Below are 24,942 nucleotides of genomic sequence, written 5' to 3'. Positions count from 1 at the left end.
AATCTAATTTGATCTTGCCCTCAAGGGGTGACCTTAATCAATATGCTGCAAATCGTTTTGCAATAATGTAAAAATGTACAAAATGCACAATTTTTAACGCCTTGGCAAGTAAACTTTATTTTAAAGCTTTCTTGCGACCCTGTCCCACCAGAAAGACTTCTTTAGAACGGGCACGTGATGCAGCAGGTTTAACCGTCTTCAATACATCAAAACTGTTCACGACTTCTTTACGGAATTCATCAAAGCCGGAACCCTGGAATACCTTGACGATAAACTGCCCTTTCGGTCCCAAGACTCTATTGGCAAAATCCAAAGCAAGTTCACATAAATAGATTTGACGCGGTTGATCTACAGCCTTATTACCTGATGTATTGGGGGCCATATCCGAAATTACAACGTCTACTGTGCGTCCGTTTAAAATATTTAACAATTTATCGAATACTTCTTGCTCACGGAAATCGCCTTGCAAGAAGGTCACATCGGGAAGCGCGTCCATTTCCAGAATATCCGATGCAATCACCAGACCTTTATCACCCACCAGTTTACCAGCGATTTGCGACCAGCTTCCGGGTGCAGCCCCCAAATCCACTACTGTCATGCCAGGTTTGATGATGTTGTATTTTTCCTGAATCTCAAGCAGCTTGTATGCAGCACGAGCACGATAACCTTCTTTTTGTGCTTTCTTCACATAAAAGTCATCTAGATGCTCTCTCATCCACGCACGACTACTTTTGGATAACTTCTGATTGGTAATGCGTGTTGCCATAACTCTCTAAATAAAAAAAACTTCCAATTTGGGATTGTACGTGAAAAACACAGTTTTTGCAGTATACATGTGTATCTAAATCTCAGTTTAGCTGCCGAAATACCAGCCTCTTGTCCTTGATAATTTCCTTAGAATTTACAGCGTTTATTCTTTGCTTTTGTTATACTCAGTCGTTTTAAAATTCAGGTTATCTCTCATGGCATCTTTATCTATTCAGGAACGTAAGCGTTTGCGTCAAATCGGACATGCATTAAACCCGGTCGTTATGCTGGGCGACAAGGGCTTGTCTGAATCTGTGGTTGAAGAGCTGAACCGCGCCCTTAATGATCATGAACTGATTAAGGTTAAAGTGGTTGCAGAAGACCGTGAAGCGCGTGCTGCAATGATTGTCGAGTTGGTCGATGTTACGAGTGCTGAATTGGTACAAACCATTGGTAAAATTGCCCTAATTTACAGAAAATCGCCAAAACAAAACCAGAAACTGTCGAATCTTGTCCGTTTTGCTCATCTGTCTAACTAAGCACAACATCTATTATGGCGAGTTATGAACTAAGCGCTTTTGATCGCCGTTTTCAGGCTATCTCTCTGGTGGGAGCTATTGAACCGCAAAACCCATGTAGCTTGAATGTGGGTTTCTGGTTGAGTGATCCAAACCAGTATGTATTGTGGCCAGATTTAGTGGCAGCCCATCCACGTCAGGATTTCTTATGGGAGCAGACCTGCTTTGAAATTTTTATCGGGGTTCGGGATGAGGATTTCTATCGTGAAATTAACCTCTCTCCTTCTCAAGCCTGGCAGGCCTATCAATTTGAAGAATATCGCTATCCAGAGGACATGCCTCCTCAAGCAGCAAATGATATTGAGTTAAATCAGCTCAAGCGTACTCATTATGGCCTGAATGTCAGTCTGGATCTGACCGACTTTATGTCCAGCCATGAATTAAAGTGGTCTGACCTCTTTATTGGCCTGTCTGCTGTGCTTAGCACCACTCAAGGCACACAGTTCTATGCCATGCAGCACAGTAGTCCGCAAGCGGATTTCCATAATAAACGTGACTGGTTGCATGTATTTTAATGCCAACGGCGTCAGTTCAAAAAGTCAGATCAATGTGAGGCCTTCAGTCTCACATTTTTTTGATGATTAGCCCTATAAAAACTTATTTAAATGATAATTCTTTAAAATTAAGTTATTGAAGCGTTTCTGAAATATCTGAAATTTACTGTTTTGTAGAAAAAAGAGGTTTTGTTATTTCGAATCCTTTTAGAAAAAAACAAAAAAATTAAAAGGATAATAAAGCAATATGATTAGTTATGTTTTCATAAAGCCTTGACCGAAATGTAAAGGAGAACACTGAAATGCTCTCCCTTAATCTTATTAGATGATGCTTGCTTTATCGCTTAACTTCCCAGCCCCGACTTTTTATCAGACTCTTCAATTTTCAATTCCGGTTGTGCTGGTTCTGTAATCTTATTTTCTTTAACCACCAGTTTTACTTTCTTCAGGACTTCAATTGTACTGTCTTTAGAACGTTTCAAGGTGCCCGTTAAAAGCTCTTTATGTTTGCTGGAAATCTGCGTGACATCCTGTTTAAACTCTTTACCCAGACTGGATAAGTCTTCAAGTACCGCAGTAAATTCGATCTTGATAAAGTTCTTCAGTTCTTTTTGTGAGCCAAACCATTGCTCCTTTATGCTATCAACACGCTGAAGCACATCCTGACTAAATTGACGTAACTGTTCCTGAACCGTATCGCTTAACTGCTTCGCTTCAACTTCCAGCTTTTCTTTACTTTGCCCGATACTTTCAAGCGCCTGTTCCTTGGCTTCCACTGTGGCCTTTTCCAGTTGCTCTGCAGTTGCAGCAACGACTTTGTTTAACGGCTTCTTGGAATTGGTGGTTTTGGATGCTGTAGTCATGAATCTTGTTCCTGTTTTTATTATGACCCGGCAATATTATGTGGATTTGATCAAACTTAGAATCTGATTTGTCAGACAATGCCAACTCGCTTACATTTTTCTAACACTGTCAAAAAACAGACTTCATAATAAAAAGCAAGGGATTTATCTTACACTTTCGTACCAAAGCTATTGGACTTGGAAACTGTTTCTGCGTATAATGCCGTGTTAAGTTCAAGCGAGCAGACATAGGGAGGGTGGGTTTTAAAGCAGCCTTCCTTTTTTTTCGTCTTCTCGCTTTTTTACAGCCTAAATTTCAGGAGCTTTGGTTTGAGCACCCCAGCAATTTTAGCCCTAGCCGACGGTACTATCTTTAAAGGTACCTCAATCGGTGCATCGGGTAGTACGACTGGCGAAGTCGTTTTCAACACTGCCATGACTGGCTATCAAGAAATTTTGACTGACCCGAGTTATGCACAGCAGCTTGTCACCCTAACTTACCCACATATTGGTAATACAGGCTGTAATGATGAAGACACTGAGTCAGGTCGAATTCATAAAGTATGGGCCAACGGATTGATCATTCGTGACTTGCCTTTATTGCATAGTAACTTCCGTGCAGAGCAATCACTTGGTGATTATCTAAAACAACATAACATTGTAGCTATCGCAGACATCGATACACGTAAATTGACACGTATTCTGCGCTCTAAAGGCACACAAAGTGGCTGTATCCTTGCTGGCGAAAATATCACTGAAGAAGAAGCATTAGAAAAAGCACGTGCTTTTGGTGGTTTAACTGGTTTAGACCTTGCAAAAGAATGCTGTGACCCTGAAGGGTTTGAGTGGACTGAAGGCTCTTGGGAGCTGGGTAAAGGCTTCTCTCAACCAGAACTTAAATTCCATGTTGTTGCATACGATTACGGTGTCAAAACCAACATCCTACGTATGCTTGCAGATCACGGTTGTAAATTGACTGTAGTTCCTGCACAAACTCCTGCAGAAAAAGTCCTTGCTCTGAATCCAGATGGCGTATTCCTGTCAAACGGCCCTGGCGATCCGGCAGCATGTGACTATGCAATTGAAGCTGTAAAAACAATTGTAGAAGATGCGCGCAACATTCCGGTATTTGGAATTTGCTTAGGCCACCAGATTCTTGCGCTTGCCTCAGGTGCTAAAACGGTGAAAATGCCTCACGGTCACCACGGTGCCAACCATCCTGTACAAAATCTTGAAGATGGTACAGTGATGATTACTTCACAGAACCACGGCTTCGCGGTAGATGGCGAAAGCTTGCCGGCCAACCTTAAAGCAACGCACAAATCTTTGTTCGATCAAACCCTGCAAGGGATTCATCGTACAGACAAACCTGCGTTCAGCTTCCAGGGGCACCCTGAAGCAAGCTCTGGTCCGCATGACAGCGCGCCATTGTTCGACCATTTCATCGAACTTATCGAAGCATCTAAGAAGTAATTAAGGAGCAAATAATGCCAAAGCGTACGGATATTAAAAGCATCTTAATTATTGGTGCTGGTCCTATTGTTATCGGTCAAGCCTGTGAGTTTGACTATTCAGGTGCTCAAGCATGTAAAGCGCTGCGTGAAGAAGGTTACCGTGTTATTTTGGTTAACTCGAACCCTGCGACTATTATGACTGACCCAGCAATGGCGGATGCAACCTATATCGAGCCAATTACTTGGCAAACGGTTGCAGCCATCATTGAAAAAGAACGTCCAGATGCAGTCCTGCCTACCATGGGCGGTCAAACTGCATTGAACTGCGCACTTGCACTGGATGCCAACGGTATTTTAGAAAAATACAATGTTGAACTGATCGGGGCGAGCAAAGAAGCCATTGAAAAAGCCGAAGACCGCAAACTCTTCGACCAGGCAATGCGCAAAATCGGTCTTGAGTGTCCAAAAGCGGCCATTGCTGAATCAATGGAAGAAGCGCTGGAAATTCAAGCACGTTTCGGTTTCCCTGTCATTATCCGTCCATCTTTCACCATGGGTGGTTCAGGCGGTGGTATTGCGTATAATCGTGAAGAATTCCTTGAAATCTGTGAACGTGGTTTCGATCTTTCTCCAACCAAACAGTTATTGATTGATGAATCTTTAATTGGCTGGAAAGAATACGAAATGGAAGTTGTTCGTGACAAAAACGACAACTGTATCATCGTATGTTCGATTGAAAACTTTGACCCAATGGGTGTACACACTGGTGACTCCATCACTGTTGCACCTGCGCAAACATTGACTGACAAAGAATACCAATTGATGCGTAATGCATCTTTAGCGGTTCTTCGCGAAATCGGTGTAGAAACAGGTGGTTCTAACGTTCAGTTCGGGATCAACCCCGAAGATGGCCGTATGGTGATCATCGAGATGAACCCGCGCGTATCACGCTCATCTGCCCTTGCCTCTAAAGCCACTGGTTTCCCGATTGCGAAAATTGCAGCGAAACTGGCTGTGGGTTATACCCTGGATGAACTGAAAAATGACATCACCGGCGGTACAACTCCTGCGTCATTCGAGCCTTCAATTGACTACGTGGTTACCAAAGTTCCACGTTTTAACTTCGAGAAATTCCCACAAGCTGACGCAACGCTGACCACCCAGATGAAGTCGGTGGGTGAAGTGATGGCAATCGGCCGTAACTTCCAGGAATCTGTGAACAAAGCGCTTCGCGGTCTTGAAGTAGGTTCATGTGGTTTTGACGAACAAATTGCCCTGGGCACTGAAGGCGCACGCGAGAAGATTCTGCAGGAACTTAAAGTGCCGGGTCCAGAGCGTATCTGGTATGTGGCTGATGCGTTCCGTCATGGCTTTAGCTTAGATGATATCTTTGAAGCCACCAAGATTGACCGCTGGTTCCTGATCCAGATTGAAGACATCGTTAAGACTGAAAATGAAATCAAAACTTTAGGTTTTGGCGATTTAAATGCAGACAACATCCGTTCGTTCAAACGCAAAGGTTTATCTGACCTGCGCATCGCGAACCTGATGGGTATTTCACAAAAACAATTCCGTAAGCACCGCTGGAACCTGGGTGTAACGCCAGTTTACAAACGTGTCGATACTTGTGCAGCAGAGTTTGAATCTGATACAGCGTACATGTATTCAACTTACGATGAAGAGTGTGAATCAAATCCATCAAGCAAAGACAAGATCATGGTGATTGGTGGCGGTCCGAACCGTATTGGTCAAGGGATCGAGTTCGATTATTGCTGTGTACACGCTGCGCTTGCCATGCGTGAAGACGGCTATGAAACCATTATGGTGAACTGTAACCCTGAAACAGTATCTACCGATTACGACACTTCAGACCGTTTGTACTTTGAACCGATTACATTGGAAGATGTACTTGAAATCGTACGTACTGAAAAGCCTAAAGGCATTATCGTACAGTATGGCGGTCAAACTCCATTGAAATTGGCTCGTGCTTTAGAAGAAGCAGGTGCACCAATTATCGGTACCTCTCCAGATGCGATTGACCGTGCAGAAGACCGTGAACGTTTCCAGCAAATGATTCAACGTCTGCAACTTCGTCAGCCAAATAACAGCATTGTTAAATCTGCTGAAGAAGGTATCGCGGAAGCAGCGAAAGTAGGCTACCCGCTGGTTGTACGTCCATCTTATGTACTGGGTGGCCGTGCGATGGAAATCGTATATAACGAAGAAGAGCTGAAACGCTACCTTCGTGATGCAGTTCAAGCCTCTAACGATGCCCCTGTCCTGCTTGACCGCTTCCTCGACGATGCGATTGAAGTTGACGTAGACTGCGTATCTGATGGTAAAGACGTGGTGATTGGTGGGATCATGCAGCACATTGAGCAGGCTGGTATTCACTCGGGTGACTCTGCATGTTCGATTCCTCCATATTCTTTATCCAAAGACGTACAGGATGAAATGCGCCGTCAAACTGTGGCTATGGCCAAAGAACTTGGCGTAATCGGTCTGATGAACGTTCAGTTTGCTGTAAAAGGTGAAGATGTTTACATTCTGGAAGTGAACCCACGTGCATCACGTACTGTGCCGTTCGTTTCTAAGTGTATCGGCGATTCTTTAGCGAAAGTTGCTGCACGTTGTATGGCGGGTCAATCTTTAGAATCTCAAGGATTTACTAAAGAAATTATCCCGACTCACTTTGCTGTGAAAGAAGCGGTATTCCCATTCAACAAGTTCCCGGGTGTTGACCCGATCCTTGGCCCTGAGATGAAATCGACAGGTGAAGTGATGGGTGTAGGCAAAACATTTGGAGAAGCGTTCTATAAAGCTGTATTAGGCTCAAATGACCGTTTACCAGGCCTGCCAACCGAAGGTGAAATCAAACATGCTTTCATCTCTGTACGTGATTCCGATAAACCGCGTGCAGCAGGTATTGCGAAGCAACTTGCTGATTTTGGCTTCAAAATTATCGCAACTGGCGGTACTTATGACGTCATTAAAGCGGCCGGTATTGAATGTGAGCGTGTGAATAAAGTAACCGAAGGCCGTCCAAATATTGTGGACCGCTTGAAAAATGGCGAAATTCACCTCATTATCAATACCACTGAAGGGAAGCAAGCTCAGCAGGATTCATTCTCAATCCGCCGTTCTGCACTGCAAGGCAAGGTGTATCACACCACGACCCTGAACGGTGCTGACGCTGTATGCCAAGCTCTCGCTATTAAATTGCCAATGGATGTATATCGTTTGCAAGACTTACAAACAGTAGGTTAATTCGTTACTGAGAAGTCCCGTCACCTTCTTGGTGGCGGGCTTTTTTCATTTCTAGACTTTATTTTTTTTAATTAATGAGGGACAACTATGCAACGTTATCCTATGACTCCCGAAGGCAAAGAAGCCTTAGAGAAAGAATTACATCAACTGAAAACTGTAGACCGTCCACGTATTACTGCAGCGATTGCGGAAGCACGTGAACATGGCGACTTAAAAGAAAATGCGGAATATCATGCTGCACGTGAGCAGCAAGGTTTCTGTGAAGGCCGCATTCAGGATATCGAAGGTAAACTTGGTGCTTGCCTGGTGATTGATGTCAAGGAGCTTGAGCAAAATGGGCGTGTAGTTTTTGGTGTCACGGTAACGATTGAAAACCTGGACACTGAAGAACAAAAAACCTATAAAATCGTAGGGGATGACGAGGCAGACTTTAAGATTAATAAAATCTCTGTCAACTCGCCGATTGCACGTGGCCTTTTAGGTAAAAATGAAGGCGATGATGTAAAAATCGTAACCCCACAAGGCGAAGTGGAATACGAAATAGTAAAAGTTGAATATCTTTAAGATTTAAGACGATTAAATAAAAAGCCCCTCGACTGAGGGGCTTTTTATTCTAAATTCACCATTAAACACTATAGAAATCAATTAAAAATGTTTATGATTTTTCAACATTCAATACAACCGATTCCAGACTTAGCATGCAACTTATTTGGTTTAGACAAGATTTAAGAATTCATGATCACACGGCACTTTGGCATGCTCGCCAAGCGGGTGAATGCATTGCACTGGTGGTTTTATCACCCACGCAGTGGCAACAACATCAAGACGCTCCAATTAAAATTGATTTTTATCTTAGACAACTTCAGCAACTCAAAAACAAACTTGCTCAGTTAAATATTCCTCTTATTCACCTCATCATCCCCCTGTGGAAAGATCTACCACAACAACTTCTAAAGCTTTGTAAAACACATCACATTCAAAATGTACATGCCAATATTGAATTAGGTATTAATGAATTAAAAAGAGATACTCAAGCACAGAAACTCCTTGAATTGAATGGGGTAGGTTTTGAGTTGTATCATGATCGAACGCTTTTTATGGTCGGAAATATACGCAATAAAAGCGGACAGCCCTACCAGGTTTTTGGTGCATTTAAAAAACAGTGTTACGAACAGTTAAGTATCAGTATTCCCACTTGTTACCCAACTATTGAGGCACAGCCGCAAATAGCACCTCATGAGGATTTTTCACGCCTCTTGCCCAGTTTTGAAGCGATTTATCCAGATCAGCACATCTCACAAGAACAACAAACACTTTGGCAAGTTGGAGAACATCATGCCTGGAGTATATTAGATGATTTTATTAAGCATCGAGTCAGCCATTACCACTTAGAACGAGATTTTCCTGCACTCAATAGCACAAGCCAACTTGCTGCTTATTTGAATACTGGAATCCTGTCTATTCGCCAATGTTTAGCAGCATTATTTGGTCATACAGGTTATCTTCATTTTGACAATCAAGGTCAGCAAATATGGTTAGATGAACTCCTATGGCGTGAATTTTATCAACATATCTTGTTCGAATTTCCCCGTGTATCAATGTCTTTGCCCTTTAAACAAGATACTCAGCGTATTCAATGGAGACATGCACCTGAAGATTTACATGCTTGGCAGCAGGGACAGACAGGCATCCCTATTGTGGATGCCGGCATGCGGCAACTACTCGCTACAGGTTGGATGCATAATCGCGTTCGCATGATCTGTGCGATGTTTTTATCAAAGAATCTATTAATTGATTGGCGTCATGGTGAAGCATGGTTTATGCAACATTTAATAGATGGTGATTTGGCTGCAAATAATGGTGGATGGCAATGGTGTGCATCTACAGGAACTGATGCTGTACCCTATTTCCGTATTTTTAATCCTGTCAGCCAATCTCAAAAATTTGACTCTAACGGTGATTATATTCGTAAATGGGTACCTGAGATTGCGCATTTAGATGCCAAACAAATTCATGAACCTTATGCAAAAAATTCAAATCCAGATCTGGATTATCCACGCCCTATTGTTGATTTAAAAAGTAGTCGAGTACGTGCAATAGAAGCTTTTCAGCATTTAAACCAAACTCAGTTATAATATGGTTGAAATTATTAAGTCGTAAATTTCATGTCTGAACGTTTAGTTAATTCCCCGGTAAAGCATTGGTGCGAATTCGAGTTTATTTCCAAAACGGTGAAGAATCCGAATATTCACATTAAGGGGAATTATAGTTATTACTCAGCCTATTGGGATCAGGGCTTTGAACGTTGTGTGGTTCGCTATTTGCATGACAAGCCCTCGACACCTGAGAAGCCGATTGATCAACTTTATATTGGCAATTTCGTCTGTTTTGGCGCCGAATGCGTGATCATGATGGGTGGTAACCAATTGCATCGCACCGACTGGATTGCTGCATTTCCTTTCGATACTCGCAGTTTTGTACCGGCAGGTGACACTATCATTGGTAATGGCTGCTGGGTTGGTTCACGTGCCATGATTATGCAAGGCGTGACACTCGGTGAAGGTGCTATCGTTGCCACAGGTGCAGTCGTGACCAAAGACGTGCCACCTTATGCGATCGTCGGTGGTTTACCCGCCAAAATTATTAAATATCGTTTTCCACAAGAAGATATAGAAAAACTGCTTTCTCTTAAGCTTTATGACTTAGATGAAAAGCAGTTTTTAAAAATGCGTGAACAATTGCAGACGGATGATGTGAATAACCTTTTCAATTATGTACAAAATTTAAACTAAGACTTATATTTATCTTACATTAAATAAAATCCGACAAATATGCTTCTTTCACCTAAGACACTTGAAAAGCTTCGTGATCTGATCAATGAAATAACTGAATATAGATCAGGACCTAAAATTATAGATTTCTTCGCTACTTTTGATTATGAAGATGTCTATGGGAATGACTATTTAAGAAAGTATGGACAAGGTTTCCCTTCAAGATCGTTATATACAGATCAACGCTTATCTCAAATTAACAATACTCCTAAAATCATTACCTGCATTCAAAATTTATTCACTCCTATCAACTATATGGAGAACTTAAAAAGACTCGATGAGTTGATAGCTGACTTTAATAAATATCTTCAATTCGATAAATACCGAGTAATTCGTGCAAACACTGAAATTATTGTTAAGCAAATTAATTCTATAAATATTGATGATCAAATTCAAGAAAGTACACAGGATTTAGGTCGTGATTTTATCAAATATGAATTTAAGATAGATCTCGCAACGATAAACTTGACACCCACACTCGTTCCAGTTATTGAAAGTCGAATGTCAGAAATTGAGAAAGCATTTAAAGGGGAAGCATTTTTATCTGTGGTTTTATTGGCAGGCAGCACTTTAGAAGGTTTATTTTTGAATCTTGCCTCTCAGAATCCCCAAATTTTTAATACATCACCGATTAGCCCTAAAAAAGATGGCAGTGTAAAAAAATTTGATCAATGGACTTTAAATAATTTTATTGAAGTTGCTCACGATATTGGAATTATTGAAAAAGATACTTATAGATTTAGTAAGGAGCTAAGAGATTTTAGAAACTATATACACCCATTTCAGCAAATGACTGAAAAATTCACTCCTAGAGAACAAACAGCAAAAATCTGCTTACAAGTATTAAAATCTGCAATTTCAGATATTAACAATAACAATAACAAAAATAAAATTAAGACATAAAAAAACCCACTCAATCGGAGTGGGTTTTTTCAGAATATGGTGGCTATGACGGGACTTGAACCTGTGACCCCCGCATTATGAGTGCGGTGCTCTAACCAACTGAGCTACATAGCCTTAAACTGTGCGCGCATTATGAGATTTTCTTTAAAGAGCGTCAACCCCATAATGCACTGTTTGATCAAAATTTGTTGAAGTGAGCCGATAAGCCGGGTTCTGTCGAGAACGATCATTCCTCTAGGCGTACAATCACTCATACGCTCAAGCGACCTACCCGGATCCAGCATGGGCCATGCCTAACGGATCCCTATTTGGTCTTGCTTCCGGTGGGGTTTACCATGCCATGAACTGTTACCAGTCATGCGGTGCGCTCTTACCGCACCCTTTCACCCTTACCTCCGGTTCCGATTGCTCAGAACCACAATGAAGGCGGTCTACTCTCTGCTGCACTTTCCGTCGGCTCGCGCCGCCCAGGCGTTACCTGGCACCTTGCCCTATGAAGCCCGGACTTTCCTCCCCTGCTTCAATCACGGAGATTTCCACAGCAGCGATCGTCTGGCTCACTTCGAGCCGCATAGTATCAAATCTGACAACTAATTGCTTGATGTTTTTTGAGCAGTCAGTTTTTCATACTTGGCCTGTAGCTGTTCCTGCGTCTCTACATGGTTCGGATCAAGCGGAATACAATCTACGGGACAGAATAACTGGCACTGCGGTTTGTCATGATGTCCGACGCACTCGGTACACAGATCAGGATTGATCTCATAAATGAGTTCCCCCATATAAATTGCCTCATTCGGGCATACAGGTTCACAGACATCACAATTGATACATTCATCGGTGATATATAAAGACACTCTACCAACCTTGTTGAAGTTTACGCTCGAAGGCAGCAACCACATTTGGTGGAACAAATTTGGTTACATCCCCTCTTAAACGAGCAATTTCACGCACCAATGTGGATGAAATAAATGAATATTGCTCTGAAGGCGTTAAAAATACCGCTTCAAAATGAGCATCCAGTTGACGGTTCATATTCGCTAGCTGAAATTCATACTCAAAATCAGACACTGCACGTAAACCGCGTAATACCGCTGTTGCCTTCTGTTCACGGAAGAAATTCACCAGCAAACCGTCAAATCCTACAAATTCAACATTGTCCAAATGGCTTAAGGACTGTTTGGCTAGCTCAACTCGCTCTTCCAGACTAAATACCGGATTTTTATGATGACCAATGGCAATAGCCACCACAACTTCATCAAACATTCTTGATGCACGTGTTACCAAATCAATATGACCATTGGTAACTGGATCAAAAGTTCCCGGATATATCACACGAGTTTTAGACATCCATTTGTACTCTGTTTGTTATGTAGGCCGCTATTTTAGCAAAATCTTGATTTTTGTTGAAGAAACTCCACTAATTTAAACTCTTCAACTCAATAAAAGTTACGGTACAATAGCTTTAACTTTGGAAGTGTCGGATTATGGCGAAAGTAACTGTAGTTAAAAAAAATAACGGCGGAACGATTGCACTCAACAAACGTGCCCGTCATGATTATTTTATTGAAGAAAAATTTGAAGCTGGACTTTCCTTACAAGGCTGGGAAGTCAAATCTTTACGTGCGGGCCGTATGACCATTGTAGAGAGCTATATCACCTTTAAAAATGGTGAGGCTTTCCTGTTCGGGGCGCAAATTCAACCTCTGCTCAGTGCATCTACGCATGTCGTGCCGGAAGCCACACGTACCCGCAAGCTGTTATTGAACCGCCGTGAAATTGAAAAACTGATGGGGGCGATTAACCAGAAAGGTTATGCTTGCGTACCATTGGCCTGCTACTGGAAAGGGCCAAATGCCAAACTGGAAATTGCCCTGGTAAAAGGTAAGCAGCTGCATGATAAGCGTGCGACTGAAAAAGACCGTGATTGGCAACGTGATAAAGCACGTTTATTTCATAAATAAGAGCTGAACCCGGTCAATAAAAAACCTCCCTAGTACGGAGGTTTTTTTATGCTTTTAAACTTTGCTATGTAATCTGGCTAGCGTAAGGGCAATATACTCCCCAAACCAGAGTGCAGTCTGCAAATCCCCTTCTGGCGGTGTCACTTCAACTGGTGCATTATCCGACTGGGTCATCAGTCCTAAAAAGCTCGACATGCGGTTCAGGTCTGTTGCAGAACGGCCGGTCGGCATCAAAGGCAAACCCGACCACAACATGCCATGCTGCATCGCAAACAGGTTAATCTGTTGTAAAACAGCAAGCTTGTCACCACTTAACCCCCCACCATTGGTAAATGCAGCAGCCAGTTTCCCCTGCCAGTTACGTGCTACCCAGCGTTTGGACGACTGCTCCATAAACAGTTTCATGGCCGCCGTCAAACTGCCCATATAGGTGGGGCAGCCAAAAACAATCGCATCACTGGCATCCAGTAACTCCCAATCAATCTGCTCAACATTCATCATATGTACCTGAACACTTGCCTTTTGCACACCTTCAGCAATAAAGTTTGCCACTTTAGCCGTGTGTCCATAAGGACTGTGATAAACAATCGCAACAGATTTGGAAGATAGGGACATAACAATCAAAAACCAGTAATTTCAGTCAAGTTTAACAGTTTCAGGCCATAAACACGAATGTTGCCATGCGCCCGGTTTTGGCTTCACGGCGATAGGAAAAGTATTCATCGGCCTGAGTATAAGAACACTGATCGCCGCCCAAAACGGTTATTATCCCGTGTTGCTGCAAGATGTAACGCGCAATTGCATACAGGTCGGCATAGTATTTTCCGGTCTGCTGTCCCGCCTGAAATGCGCTGTCCAGCTCAGGATATTTTGAACAGAATGCCTCTTTCACTTCTGTACCCACTTCAAAGCAAGGCTGGCTGATGGCCGCCCCCAACCAGGCCCAGACCGGCCGGGACTGCATACTGGCAATGGTATTTTCAATAATTCCACCTGCCAGACCCCGCCAGCCAGCATGCAGGTTGGCAACCTCAGTTCCTTCCCCATTCACCAACACCACCGGCAAACAGTCTGCCGTCATCATTATGAGGGCATGCGCTTTACGCTGCGTCACCAGACCATCTCCCACCAGTGCTTCAAACGGGAGCTGCTCATTAATAGTATGGCAAATCGTGCTATGCGTCTGGCTCATCCAGGTGATTTTATCCACACCGAAAGGCTGAAAATCCTGTAGCAGCTGAATGCGGTGCTTGTAGACACGTGCAGCCTCATCATTTACATGCAATGCCAGGTTAAAACCTGCCAGTTCCGGCTGCAGAGATGGCTGAACCTGATCATGATGGACACGGGTCTGACCCACATATACCCCTTGAGGAAGTCCTGCGACAAATTGCATCTCGATTCCTTATACTGATGACGGCCTAGATAGAAAAATTAATACGCTTTGTTTTCGCTACGCAGTACTTCAACCAGATGGGCGAAATCTTCTGGCCACGGCGCTTCAAACATCATTTCCTCATGGGTACGCGGATGAACCAGTCCGAGCTTAGCGGCATGCAAGGCCTGACGCTTAAAACCGCGTAGAGTATCTTCAAGGAGCTGCGATGCACCTGCCGGCAAACGTACACGCGGCATATATACCTGATCGCCAAGCAGGCCATAGCCTAAATAGCTAAAATGCACACGAATCTGATGAGTACGGCCAGTTTCCAGACGCGCCTGAACACGGGTGAAATGCTGGAAACGCTCTTTCACGTTGTAGTGTGTGATGGCATCTTTACCGCCGGGCAATACCGCCATTTTGACACGATCCACCGGGTGGCGTTTAATCGGTTCATCAATGGTGCCACCAGCAATAATATTGCCGTAAACCACCAGATCATACAGACGATACACCGATTTCTTTTCCAGCTGTTTACTTAAAGCAAACTGAGCCTCAAGGTTTTTTGCCACCACCAATAAACCACTGGTGTCTTTGTCGATTCGGTGTACCAAACCTGCGCGCGCCAGCTCAGACGATTTCGGATAATGATGCAATAAGGCATTGACCAGAGTTCCTGAAGTATTGCCTGCACCCGGATGCACCACCATACCCACCGGCTTGTTAATGACAATAATGTCATCATCTTCATATACAATGTTTAACGGAATATCTTCCGGCAGGCTACGGGTCTGTGATTCAAGCTCAACATTGAGTGTTAATGTTTCAAAACCGTCACTTTTAAATTTGGGCTTAACTGGTTGACCATTCACCAATAAATTGCCCTCTTTAATCCACTGCTTGAGTTTTTCCCGAGAAAAGTCACTCCAGACCATTGCAGCAATCTGGTCGATACGCAGGCCGATATAAGTTTCATCCAATTGAAATTGCAACGATAAACGTGTTGCAGTTGGTTCTGAAGTATGGTTATCTGCATCCTCAGAATCTTCAAGTAAATTGAAATCAGTCTCAGGGATATTAGAATTGGAAGATTGTGCTTGACTCATTTGCTCATTCAGACAAAAGTGGTTTAATAGTGCAATTGTAGCTCATTGCCCGTATTAACAGAGGAATTTTTATGTCGCTACCACATTATAAAATGACAATGCTTGCAATTACGTTAGGCGTTGCATCGGCAATGGTAGGCTGTAGCAGTAATCCCAAAAAAGAAGTCGTGGACAAAGGTCCAGAGTCTAGCGAACAAGTTTATATTCAAAAAGCACAGAAAGCGCTAGATCGTAATCAATATAGTGATGCGGCAAAACAGCTTGAAGCACTGGAAACCTATTTTCCGACCAGCCAATACGCACCGCAGGCCCAGCTTGAGCTGCTCTATGTCAAATTCCAGCAAAAAGATTTTGAGGGTGCTGTCGCACTGGCTGAACGTTTTATCCGTCTAAACCCGCAGCACCCTAACGTAGACTATGCCTATTATGTGCGTGGTGTGGCCAATATGGAACAGAACTATAATGGCCTGATGCGTTATACCTCACTAAAACAGTCGCACCGTGATGTCAGTTATCTGAAACTGGCCTACCAGAACTTTGTCGATTTCATTCGCCGCCATCCATCCAGCAGTTATGCAGTAGATGCCGCGCAACGTATGCAGTTTATCGGTCAGGAACTGGCAGAGCATGAAATGAGTGCAGCGCGTTTCAACCTGAAACGTAAGGCGTATCTGGCTGCTGTAGAACGCTCATTGTGGGTGATCGAACACTATCCGAAAACACCTCAGATTCCGGAAGCTTTGGCCACAGTCTCCTATGGATATGACAAGCTGGGAGATAAAGCGACTTCCCAGCAGTATATTGAAGTTTTGAAGCTGAACTATCCGAATCTGGTGAAAGCCAATGGTGAGGTCAACCTGCGCGCAGCACGTCATGAAGGCAGCTTCCTGAACCGTGCGACTTTGGGTATCTTTGGTAAGGGCGCCAGCACGGCAACCGATACTACAAGCCAGCCAGCAGAACTTGAACCACCAAAACGCAGCTGGACCAACCGCATATCATTTGGCTTACTGGACCGTCCGGAGAGCGAAGACTAGGTCTGACAGAACCGTTCAATCAAGTCACGGTTCGAGGTGCAATTTTATTAAGGGCAAGGTATCATACTTGCCCTTTTGTTTTGTCCGGGCAATGCTTGAACAATCTGCTCAAAAGGTATACAAAGGAATTTGCAAGACGACAGTTCCATTAGACTATTCTCATTTTTTCAATGATTTAGAATTTAGAAACGCAGCACGAGCAGCTCAATACACCATGGCCATTCCTCAGCATACGATTGATCAGATTCTCGATCGCACCGACATTGTCGATGTGATTGGTCAATACGTGAAATTAAAAAAGACTGGCCGTACCTATTCGGGCTGCTGCCCCTTCCATCAGGAAAAGTCACCTTCTTTCCACGTCTATCGCGACAAGCAGTATTTTCACTGTTTCGGCTGTCAGGCCAACGGAAATGCCATCCGCTTTTTGATGGATATTGGCAGCCGTAATTTCGTCGAGGTGATGAAAGAACTGTCCAGCCAGACCGGGATTGAACTGCCTAAAGACAATAAAGATTCCAACCGGCTGAAATACAAGCGTGAAGCCAAGCCCAAGCCGGTCACAGCGCCGCCTGTAAAAACAACAAATTCACCCGCAAATCCTGCACCTGAACAAGCGGCTTATTTTGACCCTTTTGCTGAAATTCAGGCGCCAGACCCTGAATTTTATACCGATGATCCATTTGCCTCCTTTGAGCAAATGCCAGCTGTAGAAAGTCAGGCTGACGGCAACCTGTATGACTTACTGGAAAATATTGCACAGTTTTATGAACGCCAGTTACCTCACAGTCCCAATGCCCAGCAATATTTTAAACAGCGCGGTTTAAGTCATGAAACCGTGGCCTACTGGCGCTTAGGCTATGCACCCGAGGACTGGCAACATCTGGAAAAAGCATTTCCTCAGGATATTCAGGGACTCAAACTGCTGGGCCTGATTCGGACCAGTGACAGCGGCCGGGATTTTGACCTGCTGCGTGACCGCGTCATCTTTCCGATTCGTGACAGCAAAGGCCGGATCGTCGGTTTCGGTGGCCGTGCACTAAATAATGAAATCAAACCCAAATATATCAACTCGCCAGATTCAGAAGTTTTCCATAAAAACCAGCTGCTGTACGGTTTATACGAAGGCCGCAAGCAAAAAGCCCAAGACTGGCTAATGGTCGAAGGTTATATGGATGTGATTGCCTTACAGCAAGCCGGCATCCATGGCGCCGTGGCGACCCTGGGTACAGCCAGTAATACTGAACATCTGAACATCCTGTTTAAGCAGAATAATCGGATTACTATTGCCTTTGATGGTGATGCCGCCGGACAAAAAGCTGCACGGCGTACTCTGGAAATTGCCCTGCCGCTTTTAAATGATGGCCGTGAACTTAAGTTCTTTGTTCTGCCGGATGATCATGACCCAGACTCGTTAATTCGCCGTGAAGGACTGGAAAATTTCCGCCGTTTACTGGATCAGGCCCCGCTGCTTTCGGACTTTGTCTTTGCTCACCTGACCCGAAACCATGATGTGGCCACGCCCGAAGGCAAAAGTCAGGTCATGGGTGAACTGCGCCAGCTAACTGAACTGTTGCCCAAAACAGGCTCATTTCGCTATCTGCTGCAGCAGTTTTTCCGGGAAAAATTAGGCTTTAGCCGAAAGTGGCAACCCAAAGTCAATAATGACGCCTCTTTAAGCTTTAGTACCAAGATTGATGCTGAAGAATATGTCATTGCAATTTTAATGAATCACCCCTATCTGTATATTCATTTTGAGCCTTTGCGCGCCCTGATTTCGCCTGATCAGCTGCTGTTTAAAATTCTGAATATTCTGAATATTATTTTTGATGAATTACCGGATGATCCCGAGCTTTCGATTTATTATGTACTCGGGGCCTGTGCGGCCTATCATCGTGAATTGCAGCATATTCTGCAACATGCCAATGTCAGTGACTATACCTCCTCCCCGGAACAGGCGGACAAGCTGGCAGCTGACTTTTCAATCAAGTTGCAATATCAGTGCTTACAGCACAAGATCAGATCGAAAAAATTTAATAGTATTGCAGAAATGAAAAATCTCAAGATGCAGATTTATGAAATTGATAAAAAGCGCTCAATGACTCTGCTGGAAGATTAAGCGCTACTATAATTATCATTTTTAGCTCCCTATCAAAGTTTCCGACCTATATCGCATCTGCCGTTTTTCTAGCAGCACTCGATTAAAAATATAGTTTAGAAATAAAATTTAAAACGCTTGCTAGGAAAGGGTTTTGCAAAACCTGCTAGTGTTTCAGCCAGCAAATAAAGTCAGCACTCTGCAAGATAAATCCACCAGAAAAAGCTATCGGGCAAGAAAATAACAAGAGTAATAGCAGTCTTTCATTAAATATCTATAGTCTTATCCATCAAGGATAAATCCTCATGCTTCGGCTTGCGGCGCTTATCCATCACATCATGCAGGTTATCACGCATCAGTTCAAAAACGCCTGGATCTTCTGCTTTTGCGGCTTCACGTAACAAAATCGAAGTCGGATGCAGCAGTTTCTGGGTCAGACGATGAGAAAACTCGGCCAATACTTTCTCTGCATTTTCTCCCTTGGCAATGCGCTGGGTCGCAAGTTGCAACTCTTCCTGACGCAGAACTTCACCATGTTCGCGATAGGCATGAATGGTGCTACCCGCCTGATTGACCTTTTGCTGGGTCATCAGCTCAGTAGCCAGCTGGTTGACCATCACTTCTGCTTCAACGGCTGCCTGACGACGCTGCGCCAGATTCTCATCAATCACACTTTGCAGATCATCTACGCCGTAGAGATACACCCCATCCAGTTTTTCAATTTTCGGATCAATATCACGCGGTACAGCCAGATCCACCAATAACATTTGCTGATAACGGCGTTTCTTTAAAGCGGCTTTGACATCGGCATAAGGAATTACCTGATGCAGACTACCGGTGCAGCTAGAAATCACATCAGCACGATGCAGATGAGCCGCCAGCTGGTCAAAGTCGATAATTTCCACATCAACCCGATGGGCAATTTCCTGAGCCAGAGTTTCAGCACGTGCCTGGGTACGGTTACAGATAATGATCTTGCCCACCCCCATTTCCGCGAGGTATTTGGCCACCAGACTGTTCATCTCTCCTGCTGCAACCACCAGAATAGTCAGCTTTTCAGGGTGACTAAACACCTGAATGGCCAGCTGGGCAACGGCATAACCCATAGAAACAGCATGGCTTCCTACAGCAGTTTCCGAACGCACGCGTTTGGCTGCATAGAAAGCATATTCAAAAATACGGTTTAAGTCCTGAGAAACGATTTCGGCTTCTTTGGCCAGCGTTAAAGCAGACTTAACCTGTCCCAGAATTTGAGGTTCCCCAAGCATCAGTGAGTCCAGACCGCTGGCTACCCGCATCAAATGTGTAACCGCCTGAGCATTTTCATAACGATAGACATGATTTTGCAGTTGTTTGACATCAACCCCATTTTTTTGGGCAAGCCAGTTCAGCACGATGTCGACATTGTCCGACATCGCGTAAACTTCGGTCCGGTTACATGTAGAGACCACCACCATATCGTTTAATTCAGGGTGTTGGCTCTGTGCAGCGAGCAAGGCACTTAATTTTTCAGGATTAAATGCAATCTGTTCGCGTAGCTCTACAGAGGCAGTTTGATGGTTGACACCCAATGCAAAGAAAGACATATCAGGTCATCATTTCAATAAATTTATGCTATTGTGCAACATCGGTGTCATAAAAAGCATTACTTGGATCAAGAAAAATTGCGTCAAACAGCTAGCCGTATGAACGGGCCTACAATTAAGCAATATTCTACCACATTCTTGCTGGTAGGGAGCATGGTTTCAACTGTGCATCTTCATGCAGCAGGAACAGCCTACCATGCAAATCAGAATTATGATGCCATAAAGCAAAGTATGGTGGCTGAGTTTGCGCTGGCCTATCATGATATTCCAACTGCCCTGCATAACTATACCGTGCTGGCGATTAAAAGTAATTCCACCGCCGTGAAAGAGCGCGCACTCAATATTGCCCTGGAACACGATGATCTATCTGCGGCACTGGACATTTCCACGCACTGGGTGGTTCAGGAACCGCAAGATGTGCCTGCATTGTTCTACTTGTCGCACATCGCCTTAAAAGCACATGAGTATGAGCTGGCCGCAGAAACGCTGGAGAAAATCCTGCACATTGATGACAGCGCAGATCTGGAAGAGATTCTGGCCGGAATTTCCCCTGAAGATTCTGAGGACCGCGCCTACCTGATCAATGCACTCAGCAAAAGCAGTGCTAAAAACAACCCCTCGATTCTTGTTCTGATTGCCGGCCTTGAAGCCCAAAATGGCCAGCTGGCTCAAGCACTGGAAACCATTGGACAAGCACTCAGAAAAAGACCGAAGACAACCGGTTACATACTGCTCAAAGCCAACCTGCTGGATGCCATGGGCGATTATAACGAAACGCTAAAATGGTATGAAAAATCCAGCCGTAAACATCGTAACAACCTTGAGGTGCGACTGGCTGAAGTAAAATACCGCATCAAACTGAATGATTCTGTGACTGCCTTAAAAAAATTGCAGGATATTTTAAAGAAATGGCCGACTGCTGAAGAAGCCCTGTTTATTGCCGGTCTGACCAGTATTGATTTAAAAGAATATGAACAGGCTGAAAAATATCTGGTCGAGCTACGCTATTCGGCGCAGTATCAAAACGAAGCCTATTACTATCTGGCTGTCAATGCCGAACGTAAACAACATTATGAAACAGCAAAAGCCTATTATCGACTGGTAGATGGCAGCCTGTATATCGTCTCTCGGCGTAATATTATTTCCATCTTTGCCAAGCAGGACAAACTGCATGATGCTTTACGTTTCCTGACCCAGGAACGGGTGAATTATCCACAGCACACCAGTTTTCTGTATCTGGCCCAAGCCGACATCCTGAAGCGTATGGACAATAAAAAGGCTGCGATTCGTCTTCTGGAAGAAGCCAGCAACAACCTACCGGATGACCCGGAGCTGATCTATGCCCAAGTACTGTTGCTTGATCCTTTTGCAGACCGCAACAAGCTGGATAAACTGCTGCAAGCCCTGCTCAAAATTGAGCCGCATAGCCCAACCTATCTGAATGCTTATGCCTACACCCTCGCCATGCAAAATCGCCGCCTTGAAGAAGCACGACATTATGCAGAGCTGGCCCTGGAATATGCACCGGAACAGGCATCAATTCTGGATACTTATGGCTATATCTGCTATTTGCAAAATGACTTTGCTAAAGCTTCCCAGGTGCTGGCCAAAGCTTATACGCTAAATGCCAGTCTTAAGATCGGAATACGTTATGCACGTGCCTTATATATGCATGGAGATTTACAGCAATTTCATCAAGTGTTACAACAACTACAACAAAACCACGCAAATGCCCCCGAATTAGAACAACTTAATTCGTTATTGTTAGCACCACAATAAACAACAGGTAACTACACCTATGCGCTATTGGAACTCTTTAGGCTGCAGCATGTTTGCAGCCACTGCCTTATTCATGACGGGCTGCCAGCACATTGTCCAGCCTCAAGCACCGACCACCGGTACGGTACTGGAAGCAGAAAACCAGTTCCAGTTACAGGGGAAAATCGGCGTACGCACCCCACAGCAAAGTGGCAGTGCTTTTTTCACCTGGGTACAGCAGCAGGAAGAATTTGACATCGAACTGACTGGCATTTTAGGCGTGGGTCGAACCCAGATTTCAGGCAAACCCGGCCAGGTCACTTTAAATAACGCAAAAACCGGACTGATTCAGGCGGAAAGCGCTGAGGAACTGCTGCAACGTGCAACTGGCTGGCAGGCACCCATAAGCCATCTGGTGGACTGGGTACAGGCGCGTCCTTCCACTCAGGCTGCTCAAATCCAGAAAGATAGTGCCCAGCGCATCAGCCAGATTGTAGAAGATCAATGGAGGGTAGAGCTAAGCTATAACCAGCAGGCAAAACTGCCAAACCGCCTGATTTTAAAACACGCGCTTGAGAACGGTGGTGAAAACCGTATTACAATGCTGATTCAAAACCGTTAACTGCTCTGATCCAGATATGATGATTCGTGTTCCCTCCCCTGCAAAGCTGAATTTGTTTTTACATATTACCGGTCGCCGGCCGGATGGTTATCATGAGCTGCAAACCATTTTCCAGCTGATTAACTTATATGACTGGCTGGAGTTTGAACAAAGCGCTGATGATGCGATTCAGATTGAGGGACTGGCTTCGGTCGATCAGGAACATAACCTGATTTATCGCGCCGTGCAGATGTTACGGCCCCATGCCAAGACTCCTTATGGTTTAAGCATTCATATAGAAAAAAATATTCCAATGGGTGCAGGTCTTGGCGGCGGCTCTTCCAATGCAGCCACAACGCTGATTGTGGTCAACCAGCTCTGGCAATGTGGCCTTAGCACCAGGCAACTTGCCGAACTTGGGCTAAAGCTCGGGGCAGATGTTCCCATTTTTGTGCATGGTCTGAATGCTTGGGCCGAAGGCATTGGTGAACACTTAACATTCATAGACTTAGATCAAAAAAAATTCATTGTATTAAAACCTGACTGTTTTATCAGCACTCAACAGCTTTTTTCACAAAAAATGTTGACAAGAGACACGAAGCCATCTAAATTTTGCGCCTATCAGCAAACACCATCTGATTTTGGAAATAACTTTGAGCCAGTAGCGAGAAGCCTATATCCGGAAGTCGATGCAGCCATGCAATATCTTGACCAGTTCGGAGTTGCAAAGTTGACAGGTACAGGTGCCTGCGTGTTTATTGAGGTAACTGATGAATTGAATATCTCGGATATTCTGGTAAATGCGCCATGTAAAGCTTACCTGGTAGACAGTTTACAAGAATCTCCTTTACGTCAATTCAAAGTTCAATAGGGGTATCGCCAAGTGGTAAGGCACCGGGTTTTGATCTCGGCATCCGTTGGTTCGAATCCAGCTACCCCTGCCATTTTTCACCTGTAGATGTATGTATTAGGGGTATCGCCAAGTGGTAAGGCACCGGGTTTTGATCTCGGCATCCGTTGGTTCGAATCCAGCTACCCCTGCCATTTACATTCATCAAATCTAGGGGTATCGCCAAGTGGTAAGGCACCGGGTTTTGATCTCGGCATCCGTTGGTTCGAATCCAGCTACCCCTGCCATTTCTCGAAAAAAGACAGAACATCTATTTGCGGTAAGACTGTTAATTTACCTTGACATAACATCGCAAAAATATTAAAGTTCTGCCGCATTAGGGGTATCGCCAAGTGGTAAGGCACCGGGTTTTGATCTCGGCATCCGTTGGTTCGAATCCAGCTACCCCTGCCATCTACTTCCATACATACCAACCGCCAAGGGTGCTTCATGCCCAATCTTGTCGTTTTTAGTGGAACTGCACATCCACAATTCGCTCAAAAAGTCGTAAGTCATTTACATATTCCTCTAGGCGCTGCCTCTGTAGGTCAGTTCTCTGATGGCGAAATCGCTGTTGAGATTACTGAAAATGTTCGTGGTAAAGACGTATTCATCGTACAACCTACTTGTGCCCCTACCAACGATAACCTGATGGAAATCCTGGTGATGGCTGATGCATTGCGTCGTGCAAGTGCTGGTCGTATTACTGCCGTGATCCCTTACTTCGGTTATGCCCGCCAAGACCGTCGTCCTCGTTCAAGCCGTGTACCAATTACTGCAAAAGTTGTTGCAGACATGTTGACTACCGTCGGTATTGACCGTGTGGTGATGATTGACCTGCATGCTGACCAGATTCAAGGTTTCTTCGATATTCCTGTCGACAACATCTATGGTACACCAGCATTGCTTGCTGACCTGCGCCAGCAGTCACACAATAACCTGATGGTTGTTTCTCCTGACGTTGGGGGTGTAGTCCGTGCACGTGCTGTTGCCAAACAGATGGGCGATATCGATCTTGCGATTATTGATAAACGTCGTCAAAAAGCGAATGAATCACAAGTGATGCATTTGATTGGTGACGTGAAAGATCGCGACTGTGTCATTGTCGATGACATGGTCGATACGGCAGGTACCCTGTGTAAAGCAGCAGATGCACTGAAAACTTTCGGTGCACGCAAAGTTGTTGCCTATGCTACTCACCCTGTACTATCTGGCAAAGCCATTGAAAACCTGAAAAATTCTGTAATTGATGAGCTGGTAGTCACTGACACCATCCCGCTTTCAGAAGAAGCCCAGAATCTGGGCAAAATCCGTCAGGTTTCAGTTGCAAGCATGGTTGCTGAAACGATCCGTCGTATCAACAACGAAGAATCTATTAGCGCAATGTTCGATTCTTATCTATAATAGTG

At 44.3% G+C, this 24,942-nt stretch carries 23 protein-coding genes, 5 tRNA genes and 1 other RNA gene; 19 read left to right on the top strand and 10 right to left on the bottom strand.

Translation table 11 applies throughout. The features are described 5' to 3' along the window. Nucleotides 1-115 precede the first annotated feature (115 nt). The gene (gene rlmE / locus NI461_RS04075; RefSeq protein ID WP_151203914.1) at nt 116-766 is read right to left on the bottom strand and encodes a 23S rRNA (uridine(2552)-2'-O)-methyltransferase RlmE; all 651 of its coding nucleotides are present in this window, start codon (nt 764-766) and stop codon (nt 116-118) included. 196 nt (nt 767-962) lie between these two features. Here rlmE and yhbY point away from each other — a divergent pair, with 196 nt between their 5' ends. Together yhbY and NI461_RS04065 are read left to right on the top strand one after the other, a co-directional pair. After that, a complete protein-coding gene (gene yhbY / locus NI461_RS04070) occupies nt 963-1,286 on the top strand; it encodes a ribosome assembly RNA-binding protein YhbY (protein ID WP_151203913.1) in 324 nt (107 codons plus the stop codon). A gap of 14 nt (nt 1,287-1,300) precedes the next feature. Then, nucleotides 1,301-1,840, top strand: a complete 540-nt coding sequence (locus NI461_RS04065; RefSeq protein WP_151203912.1) for a DOMON-like domain-containing protein — start codon at nt 1,301-1,303, stop codon at nt 1,838-1,840. Between the two features lie 323 nt (nt 1,841-2,163). Here NI461_RS04065 and NI461_RS04060 read toward each other — a convergent pair whose 3' ends face one another. Beyond that, the gene (locus NI461_RS04060; protein ID WP_253156626.1) at nt 2,164-2,682 is read right to left on the bottom strand and encodes a hypothetical protein; all 519 of its coding nucleotides are present in this window, start codon (nt 2,680-2,682) and stop codon (nt 2,164-2,166) included. A 309-nt stretch (nt 2,683-2,991) separates the two neighbouring features. On the opposite strand from NI461_RS04060, the gene carA reads away from it, so the two are divergent. From carA to NI461_RS04030, 6 genes are all read left to right on the top strand, one after another. Next, nucleotides 2,992-4,134 (top strand): glutamine-hydrolyzing carbamoyl-phosphate synthase small subunit, encoded by a 1,143-nt coding sequence (carA, locus tag NI461_RS04055; RefSeq protein WP_151203910.1) that lies wholly within the window; start codon nt 2,992-2,994, stop codon nt 4,132-4,134. 14 nt (nt 4,135-4,148) lie between these two features. Beyond that, on the top strand, nt 4,149-7,382 hold the full coding sequence (gene carB, locus NI461_RS04050) for a carbamoyl-phosphate synthase large subunit (protein WP_151205845.1): 3,234 nt from the start codon (nt 4,149-4,151) through the stop codon (nt 7,380-7,382). An 87-nt stretch (nt 7,383-7,469) separates the two neighbouring features. Further along, the gene (gene greA / locus NI461_RS04045; RefSeq protein ID WP_151203908.1) at nt 7,470-7,946 is read left to right on the top strand and encodes a transcription elongation factor GreA; all 477 of its coding nucleotides are present in this window, start codon (nt 7,470-7,472) and stop codon (nt 7,944-7,946) included. A 134-nt stretch (nt 7,947-8,080) separates the two neighbouring features. Next, nucleotides 8,081-9,517, top strand: a complete 1,437-nt coding sequence (locus NI461_RS04040) for a deoxyribodipyrimidine photo-lyase (RefSeq protein ID WP_253156624.1) — start codon at nt 8,081-8,083, stop codon at nt 9,515-9,517. A 30-nt stretch (nt 9,518-9,547) separates the two neighbouring features. Further along, nucleotides 9,548-10,174 (top strand): CatB-related O-acetyltransferase, encoded by a 627-nt coding sequence (locus NI461_RS04035; RefSeq protein ID WP_253156623.1) that lies wholly within the window; start codon nt 9,548-9,550, stop codon nt 10,172-10,174. 39 nt (nt 10,175-10,213) lie between these two features. Then, complete coding sequence (locus NI461_RS04030; RefSeq protein WP_253156622.1) at nt 10,214-11,116, top strand: hypothetical protein; 903 nt, start codon at nt 10,214-10,216, stop codon at nt 11,114-11,116. Nucleotides 11,117-11,153: 37 nt separating this feature from the next. Here NI461_RS04030 and NI461_RS04025 read toward each other — a convergent pair. The 4 genes from NI461_RS04025 to coaD all read right to left on the bottom strand — a co-directional run bounded on the left by NI461_RS04025 (nt 11,154) and on the right by coaD (nt 12,463). Beyond that, nucleotides 11,154-11,230, bottom strand: a tRNA-Met gene (locus NI461_RS04025). Nucleotides 11,231-11,302: 72 nt separating this feature from the next. After that, nucleotides 11,303-11,680: RNase P RNA component class A (gene rnpB, locus NI461_RS04020), an RNA gene on the bottom strand. Between the two features lie 26 nt (nt 11,681-11,706). Beyond that, a complete protein-coding gene (locus NI461_RS04015; RefSeq protein WP_151205646.1) occupies nt 11,707-11,970 on the bottom strand; it encodes a YfhL family 4Fe-4S dicluster ferredoxin in 264 nt (87 codons plus the stop codon). A gap of 1 nt (nt 11,971) precedes the next feature. Next, a complete protein-coding gene (coaD, locus tag NI461_RS04010; RefSeq protein ID WP_151205645.1) occupies nt 11,972-12,463 on the bottom strand; it encodes a pantetheine-phosphate adenylyltransferase in 492 nt (163 codons plus the stop codon). A gap of 137 nt (nt 12,464-12,600) precedes the next feature. On the opposite strand from coaD, the gene smpB reads away from it, so the two are divergent. Then, complete coding sequence (gene smpB, locus NI461_RS04005) at nt 12,601-13,077, top strand: SsrA-binding protein SmpB (RefSeq protein ID WP_151205644.1); 477 nt, start codon at nt 12,601-12,603, stop codon at nt 13,075-13,077. Between the two features lie 54 nt (nt 13,078-13,131). Here smpB and NI461_RS04000 read toward each other — a convergent pair whose 3' ends face one another. Genes NI461_RS04000 through rluD form a run of 3 tightly spaced genes read right to left on the bottom strand, consistent with a single transcriptional unit; the run spans nt 13,132 to nt 15,564 of the window. Continuing rightward, nucleotides 13,132-13,692 carry a flavodoxin family protein gene (locus NI461_RS04000; RefSeq protein WP_174660156.1) on the bottom strand — a complete coding sequence of 187 codons (561 nt, stop codon included), beginning with the start codon at nt 13,690-13,692 and terminating at the stop codon, nt 13,132-13,134. A 40-nt stretch (nt 13,693-13,732) separates the two neighbouring features. Next, nucleotides 13,733-14,473: a peptidoglycan editing factor PgeF gene (gene pgeF, locus NI461_RS03995; RefSeq protein ID WP_253156621.1), complete on the bottom strand. Its 741-nt coding sequence runs from the start codon at nt 14,471-14,473 to the stop codon at nt 13,733-13,735. 38 nt (nt 14,474-14,511) lie between these two features. Beyond that, nucleotides 14,512-15,564, bottom strand: a complete 1,053-nt coding sequence (gene rluD, locus NI461_RS03990) for a 23S rRNA pseudouridine(1911/1915/1917) synthase RluD (protein ID WP_151204088.1) — start codon at nt 15,562-15,564, stop codon at nt 14,512-14,514. A gap of 71 nt (nt 15,565-15,635) precedes the next feature. Here rluD and NI461_RS03985 point away from each other — a divergent pair, with 71 nt between their 5' ends. Together NI461_RS03985 and NI461_RS03980 are read left to right on the top strand one after the other, a co-directional pair. Further along, the gene (locus NI461_RS03985) at nt 15,636-16,601 is read left to right on the top strand and encodes an outer membrane protein assembly factor BamD (RefSeq protein WP_253156620.1); all 966 of its coding nucleotides are present in this window, start codon (nt 15,636-15,638) and stop codon (nt 16,599-16,601) included. Nucleotides 16,602-16,815: 214 nt separating this feature from the next. Further along, complete coding sequence (locus NI461_RS03980) at nt 16,816-18,720, top strand: CHC2 zinc finger domain-containing protein (protein WP_253156619.1); 1,905 nt, start codon at nt 16,816-16,818, stop codon at nt 18,718-18,720. A 245-nt stretch (nt 18,721-18,965) separates the two neighbouring features. Here the strand turns inward: NI461_RS03980 and hemA are convergent, their stop codons facing one another. Then, a complete protein-coding gene (hemA, locus tag NI461_RS03975; RefSeq protein WP_253156618.1) occupies nt 18,966-20,285 on the bottom strand; it encodes a glutamyl-tRNA reductase in 1,320 nt (439 codons plus the stop codon). 78 nt (nt 20,286-20,363) lie between these two features. On the opposite strand from hemA, the gene NI461_RS03970 reads away from it, so the two are divergent. From NI461_RS03970 to NI461_RS03935, 8 genes are all read left to right on the top strand, one after another. Then, nucleotides 20,364-22,064: a hypothetical protein gene (locus NI461_RS03970; protein WP_151204084.1), complete on the top strand. Its 1,701-nt coding sequence runs from the start codon at nt 20,364-20,366 to the stop codon at nt 22,062-22,064. Between the two features lie 19 nt (nt 22,065-22,083). Next, the gene (lolB, locus tag NI461_RS03965) at nt 22,084-22,665 is read left to right on the top strand and encodes a lipoprotein insertase outer membrane protein LolB (RefSeq protein WP_253156617.1); all 582 of its coding nucleotides are present in this window, start codon (nt 22,084-22,086) and stop codon (nt 22,663-22,665) included. A 19-nt stretch (nt 22,666-22,684) separates the two neighbouring features. Beyond that, the gene (gene ispE, locus NI461_RS03960; RefSeq protein ID WP_253156665.1) at nt 22,685-23,515 is read left to right on the top strand and encodes a 4-(cytidine 5'-diphospho)-2-C-methyl-D-erythritol kinase; all 831 of its coding nucleotides are present in this window, start codon (nt 22,685-22,687) and stop codon (nt 23,513-23,515) included. Then, nucleotides 23,514-23,588: transfer RNA gene (locus NI461_RS03955), tRNA-Gln, on the top strand. Before ispE ends, NI461_RS03955 begins: the two co-directional genes overlap by 2 nt. Nucleotides 23,589-23,613: 25 nt before the next feature. After that, nucleotides 23,614-23,688, top strand: a tRNA-Gln gene (locus tag NI461_RS03950). Between the two features lie 18 nt (nt 23,689-23,706). After that, nucleotides 23,707-23,781: transfer RNA gene (locus tag NI461_RS03945), tRNA-Gln, on the top strand. 91 nt (nt 23,782-23,872) lie between these two features. Further along, nucleotides 23,873-23,947: transfer RNA gene (locus NI461_RS03940), tRNA-Gln, on the top strand. Nucleotides 23,948-23,983: 36 nt separating this feature from the next. Then, entirely contained in the window at nt 23,984-24,937 is a 954-nt protein-coding gene (locus NI461_RS03935; RefSeq protein WP_151204082.1) for a ribose-phosphate pyrophosphokinase, read from the top strand. Nucleotides 24,938-24,942: the final 5 nt, after the last annotated feature.

Origin of the sequence: Acinetobacter sp. S4400-12 (assembly GCF_024129495.1) — a bacterium.
In the GTDB taxonomy this organism is placed as follows: Bacteria; Pseudomonadota; Gammaproteobacteria; order Pseudomonadales; family Moraxellaceae; genus Acinetobacter; species Acinetobacter lwoffii_C.
The sequence above is the reverse complement of the archived record's forward strand: the minus strand, read 5'-3'. Positions and strand labels throughout refer to the sequence as shown.

Coding starts and splice junctions, on each gene's coding strand:
- NI461_RS04060 (WP_253156626.1), bottom strand. CDS start 2,682: ATGACTACAGCATCCAAAACCACCAATTCCAAGAAGCCGTTAAACAAA.
- rluD (WP_151204088.1), bottom strand. CDS start 15,564: ATGAGTCAAGCACAATCTTCCAATTCTAATATCCCTGAGACTGATTTC.
- NI461_RS04030 (WP_253156622.1), top strand. CDS start 10,214: ATGCTTCTTTCACCTAAGACACTTGAAAAGCTTCGTGATCTGATCAAT.
- hemA (WP_253156618.1), bottom strand. CDS start 20,285: ATGTCTTTCTTTGCATTGGGTGTCAACCATCAAACTGCCTCTGTAGAG.
- coaD (WP_151205645.1), bottom strand. CDS start 12,463: ATGTCTAAAACTCGTGTGATATATCCGGGAACTTTTGATCCAGTTACC.
- NI461_RS04035 (WP_253156623.1), top strand. CDS start 9,548: ATGTCTGAACGTTTAGTTAATTCCCCGGTAAAGCATTGGTGCGAATTC.
- greA (WP_151203908.1), top strand. CDS start 7,470: ATGCAACGTTATCCTATGACTCCCGAAGGCAAAGAAGCCTTAGAGAAA.
- smpB (WP_151205644.1), top strand. CDS start 12,601: ATGGCGAAAGTAACTGTAGTTAAAAAAAATAACGGCGGAACGATTGCA.
- NI461_RS03985 (WP_253156620.1), top strand. CDS start 15,636: ATGTCGCTACCACATTATAAAATGACAATGCTTGCAATTACGTTAGGC.
- pgeF (WP_253156621.1), bottom strand. CDS start 14,473: ATGCAATTTGTCGCAGGACTTCCTCAAGGGGTATATGTGGGTCAGACC.
- NI461_RS04000 (WP_174660156.1), bottom strand. CDS start 13,692: ATGTCCCTATCTTCCAAATCTGTTGCGATTGTTTATCACAGTCCTTAT.
- NI461_RS04065 (WP_151203912.1), top strand. CDS start 1,301: ATGGCGAGTTATGAACTAAGCGCTTTTGATCGCCGTTTTCAGGCTATC.
- NI461_RS03980 (WP_253156619.1), top strand. CDS start 16,816: ATGGCCATTCCTCAGCATACGATTGATCAGATTCTCGATCGCACCGAC.
- NI461_RS03935 (WP_151204082.1), top strand. CDS start 23,984: ATGCCCAATCTTGTCGTTTTTAGTGGAACTGCACATCCACAATTCGCT.
- NI461_RS04040 (WP_253156624.1), top strand. CDS start 8,081: ATGCAACTTATTTGGTTTAGACAAGATTTAAGAATTCATGATCACACG.
- yhbY (WP_151203913.1), top strand. CDS start 963: ATGGCATCTTTATCTATTCAGGAACGTAAGCGTTTGCGTCAAATCGGA.
- rlmE (WP_151203914.1), bottom strand. CDS start 766: ATGGCAACACGCATTACCAATCAGAAGTTATCCAAAAGTAGTCGTGCG.
- carB (WP_151205845.1), top strand. CDS start 4,149: ATGCCAAAGCGTACGGATATTAAAAGCATCTTAATTATTGGTGCTGGT.
- lolB (WP_253156617.1), top strand. CDS start 22,084: ATGCGCTATTGGAACTCTTTAGGCTGCAGCATGTTTGCAGCCACTGCC.
- ispE (WP_253156665.1), top strand. CDS start 22,685: ATGATTCGTGTTCCCTCCCCTGCAAAGCTGAATTTGTTTTTACATATT.